The 4,458-nt window shown below is 71.9% G+C and carries 3 protein-coding genes; all 3 read left to right on the top strand.

Annotated elements, in window-relative coordinates:
- Window positions 1–366 (top strand): alpha-glucosidase C-terminal domain-containing protein (locus AC07C1_RS41090; protein WP_478947221.1); only part of this gene is annotated, 366 nt, incomplete at its 5' end.
- Window positions 367–455: 89 nt separating this feature from the next.
- Complete coding sequence (locus tag AC07C1_RS41085; protein WP_478947220.1) at window positions 456–1,868, top strand: maltokinase N-terminal cap-like domain-containing protein; 1,413 nt, start codon at window positions 456–458, stop codon at window positions 1,866–1,868.
- Between the two features lie 21 nt (window positions 1,869–1,889).
- Window positions 1,890–4,259, top strand: a complete 2,370-nt coding sequence (glgB, locus tag AC07C1_RS41080; protein WP_478947219.1) for a 1,4-alpha-glucan branching enzyme — start codon at window positions 1,890–1,892, stop codon at window positions 4,257–4,259.
- Window positions 4,260–4,458: the final 199 nt, after the last annotated feature.

The raw sequence follows: 4,458 nt of genomic DNA, 5'->3' as shown, positions 1-4,458 counted from the left end.
TACCAGGTCACCAACGTCGAGGCCTCCATGTCCTCGCCGTCCAGTCTGCTGCACTGGACCCGCCGCATGATCGAGATCCGCAAGCAGAACCCCGCTTTCGGACTGGGGTCCTACACCGAACTCCCGTCGTCGAACCCGGCGGTGATCGCCTTCCTGCGCGAGTACGAGGACGACCTCGTGCTGTGTGTCCACAACTTCTCGCGCTTCGCCCAGCCCACGGAACTGGACCTGAGCCGGTTCGGCGGGCGGCACCCGGTCGAGCTGTTCGGCGGGGTGCGCTTCCCGGCGATCGGCGAACTGCCGTACCTGCTCACCCTCGCGGGGCACGGCTTCTACTGGTTCCGGCTGCGCCGGGACGCGGCGTAATGCCGCCGGGTGAGGCGGTTTCCACCGCCTCACCCGGGGCACGCAACAGTGACACCCCCTCGCGCTCCGGGGAAAGGACGTGACGCCTCATGGCGGATACGGTCACCTCTTCCGGCACCACCAGCACCACCAGCACCACCAGTCACCTCCTCACCTCGCTCGAACCCCTGCTGCGTACGTGGCTGCCACGGCAGCGCTGGTTCGCGGGCAAGGGGCGCCCGGTCACCGGGTTCACTCCCGTGGCCGTCACCGAACTGCTGCCCCCGGACGGCCGGCTGGGGCTGTACCACCTGCTGCTGCGTGTCCACCAGCCGTCCGCGCTGGGCGCACCGCCGCACCCCGGCGACTGCTACCAGCTCCTCATAGGCGTGCGCGAGGCGCTGCCGCCCCGGCTGGCGCCCGCGCTGATCGGACACGTGGAAGAGGGGCCGCTCGCCGGACGCACGGTGTACGAGGCCCTGCACGACCCCCGGCCCGCCGAAGTACTCCTGGAGGCCCTGCGCACCCAGGCCCGCGTCGGCGGGCTGCGTTTCGAGCGGGATCCGAGCCAGGAGATCCGCGAGGGTCTCGTGGCCCGGCTGATGACCGCCGAGCAGTCGAACTCGTCGATCGTCTATGGCGATACGTTCATTCTGAAGCTGCTGCGCCGGGTCCTCCCCGGCGTCAATCCCGATCTGGAGATACCCCTCGCCCTGGCCCGCGAGGGCTGCCCCCGGGTGCCCGCGCCGACGGCGTGGCTCCATGCCGAGCTGGACGGTGAACCCGACGGGTCGTACGTCCTGGCGGTGCTCCAGCCCTTCGTCAGCGGCGCCACCGACGGCTGGGAGCTGGCGCTGCGCGAGCTGGCCAAGGGGGAGGACTTCGTCGCCGAGGCGCGGGCGCTGGGCCGGGCCACGGCCGAGGTGCACACCGCGCTCGCCCGCGCCCTGCCGACCGTCACCCTCGGCCACGCCCAGCTGGGGCAGCTGGTCGACGGCATGACCGAGCGGCTGGAGGCGGCCGTGCAGGCGGTGCCGGCGCTGCGCCCGTACACGCGCGGGCTGCGGTCCGCCTACGCGGCGCTGGCCGACCTCGGCTGGGAGGGCCGCACCTGGACGGCCCAGCGGGTGCACGGCGATCTGCACCTGGGGCAGTGCCTGCGCTCGCCGTCCGGGCAGTGGTCGCTGATCGACTTCGAGGGCGAGCCGGCCCGGCCGCTGGCCGAGCGGCGCATGGCGCAGCCGCCGGTGCGGGACATCGCGGGGATGCTCCGCTCCTTCGACTACGCGGCCCACTCGGCGACTCCGCCCGCCCCGGACTGGGCGCGCGCCTGCCGGGCCGCCTACTGCTCCGGGTACGCGGAGGTGGCCGGCCGCGACCCGCGCACCGATCCGGTGCTGCTACGGGCCTACGAGACCGACAAGGCGGTCTACGAAGTCGTCTACGAGGCCCGGCACCGCCCCGAGTGGCTCCCCGTTCCGCTGTCGGCGGTCCGTCGCCTCGCCACGTCCGAACCGATCTGATCCTCGCCGGGAGACTCGCTCGTGACGTCCAAGAAGTCAGCCACCCCGAAGAACAAGTCCGGCAAGAGCAGGACCGAGAAGAAGGGCACGGAAAAAAAGGGCTCGGAAAAAAAGGACACGGAGAAGGGGACGGAGAACAAGGTCAAGCGGACGCCGGCCACTCAGGTGCCCCCGCAGTCGGCACCACCGGTGCTGGAGGTCGCCGTCTCCCCCGCCGTCGACGCCGGCGACCGCGAACGGCTGCTGGACGGCACCCACCACGACCCGCACGCCGTCCTCGGCGCCCACCCGGTCCCGGGCGGTGTCGCCTTCCGCGCCTTCCGCCCCTGCGCACAGGCAGTCACCGTGGTCTCCGGCGACCTGCGCGCGGAACTGCACGACGACGGCGACGGCTTCTTCTCCGGGCTCGTGCCACTGGCCGAGAACCCGGTCTACCGGCTGCTCGTGACGTACGACGGCACGGTCCACGAGACCGAGGACGCCTACCGCTTCCTGCCCACGCTCGGCGATCTGGACCTGCATCTGCTCGGCGAGGGCCGGCACGAGCAGCTGTGGCAGGCGCTCGGCGCGCACGTCACGACCCACCAGGGGGTGTCCGGCACCCGGTTCGCGGTGTGGGCGCCGAACGCGCGGGGCGTGCGGGTCACCGGCAGCTTCAACTTCTGGGACGGCACCGGCTTCCCGATGCGCTCGCTCGGTTCCACCGGGGTCTGGGAGCTGTTCGTGCCGGGCATCGGCGAGGGCGAGCTGTACAAGTTCGAGATCACCCGTCCGGACGGTTCGCGCACCCTGCGCGCCGACCCGCTGGCCCGCCGCACCGAGATTCCGCCCGCAACGTCCTCGATCGTGGACGTCTCGCGGCACGAGTGGGGCGACGCCGAATGGATGGCCCGCCGCGCCGCCACCCCCGTCCACGAGGCTCCGTTCTCGGTCTACGAGGTGCACCTCCCGTCCTGGCGCCCGGGCCTCGGCTACCGCCGGCTGGCGGACCAGCTGACCGCCTATGTGACGGAGCTGGGCTTCACCCATGTGGAGCTGATGCCGGTCGCCGAGCATCCCTTCGGCGGTTCCTGGGGCTACCAGGTCACCGGCTTCTACGCCCCGACGGCCCGCCTCGGCAGCCCCGACGACTTCAAGTACCTGGTGGACAGGCTGCACCAGGCCGGTATCGGTGTGATCATGGACTGGGTGCCGGCCCACTTCCCGCGCGACGAGTGGGCGCTCGCCGCCTTCGACGGGCGTCCGCTGTACGAGCACCACGATCCGCTGCGGGCCGCCCATCCCGACTGGGGCACGCTGGAGTTCGACTTCGGCCGCCGCGAGGTCCGCAACTTCCTGGTGGCGAACGCGGTGTACTGGTGCGAGGAGTTCCACATCGACGGCCTGCGGGTGGACGCGGTCGCCTCGATGCTCTACCTCGACTACTCGCGCGAGCCGGGCCAGTGGACACCGAACGAGCACGGCGGCCGGGAGAACCTGGACGCGGTGGCCTTCCTGCAGGAGATGAACGCGACCGTGTACCGGCGCTGCCCCGGTGTGGTGACCATCGCCGAGGAGTCCACGGCCTGGGACGGCGTCACCCGCCCGACCGACCACAAGGGCCCGAGCGGGTTCGGTGGCCTCGGTTTCGGCCTGAAATGGAACATGGGCTGGATGCACGACTCCCTCCAGTACATGAGCCACGATCCCGTGCACCGCAGGTACCACCACCACCAGATGACGTTCTCGATGGTGTACGCGTACAGCGAGAACTACGTCCTGCCCATCTCCCACGACGAGGTGGTCCACGGCAAGCGGTCCCTGGTCTCGAAGATGCCGGGTGACTGGTGGCAGCAGCGCGCCGGCCTCCGTGCCTACCTCGGCTTCATGTGGGCCCATCCGGGCAAGCAACTGCTCTTCATGGGGCAGGAGTTCGCCCAGGGCGCCGAGTGGTCCGAGGCGCACGGCCCCGACTGGTGGCTGCTCGACCCGTCCTACGGCGCCGAGGCGGATCACCGGGGTGTCCGGGACCTCGTACGGGACCTGAACGGGCTGTACCGCGCGACCCCGTCCCTGTGGCAACGGGACACCGATCCGGCGGGCTTCCAGTGGATCACCGGGGACGCGGCGGACGACAACGTCTTCGCGTTCCTGCGCCTCGACGCCGACGGCAGCCCGCTCCTCGCCGTCTCCCACCTGGCCCCGGTGGTCCGGCCGGACTACCGCCTCGGCGTCCCGGAGGACGTACCGGCCTGGCTGGAGGTGCTCAACACCGACGCCGGCGGCTACGGCGGCAGCGATGTGACCAACCCGGACGTCATCAAGCCGGAACCCCAGCCCTGGCACGGCCGCCCGGCAAGCATCAGGGTGACCCTGCCACCCCTGGCGACGGTGTGGCTGCGACCGGCCTAGACTCCCCGCCGTCTCGGCCCGTCCCGTCCCCAGGGGCTCCGCCCCTTCGGCGGGGGGGGGGGGGGGGGGGCCCCCCCCCCCCCCCCCCCCCCCCCCCCCCCCCCCCGGGGGGTGCGCGCCGCCCCCGTCCCCACGGTGCGGCGCGAGCAGGTCACCGTTCAGTCATCCCGTGAACGGCGGCCTGGTCCTAGGTCAGTCC

Source organism: Streptomyces sp. NPDC045022, from assembly GCF_056432605.1.
Note: the sequence above shows the minus strand (reverse complement) of the source record. Positions and strands in the feature narration are given on the sequence as shown.

Excerpts from the sequence above, each read along its gene's own strand:
- AC07C1_RS41085 (WP_478947220.1), top strand. The coding sequence starts at position 456 with ATGGCGGATACGGTCACCTCTTCCGGCACCACCAGCACCACCAGCACC.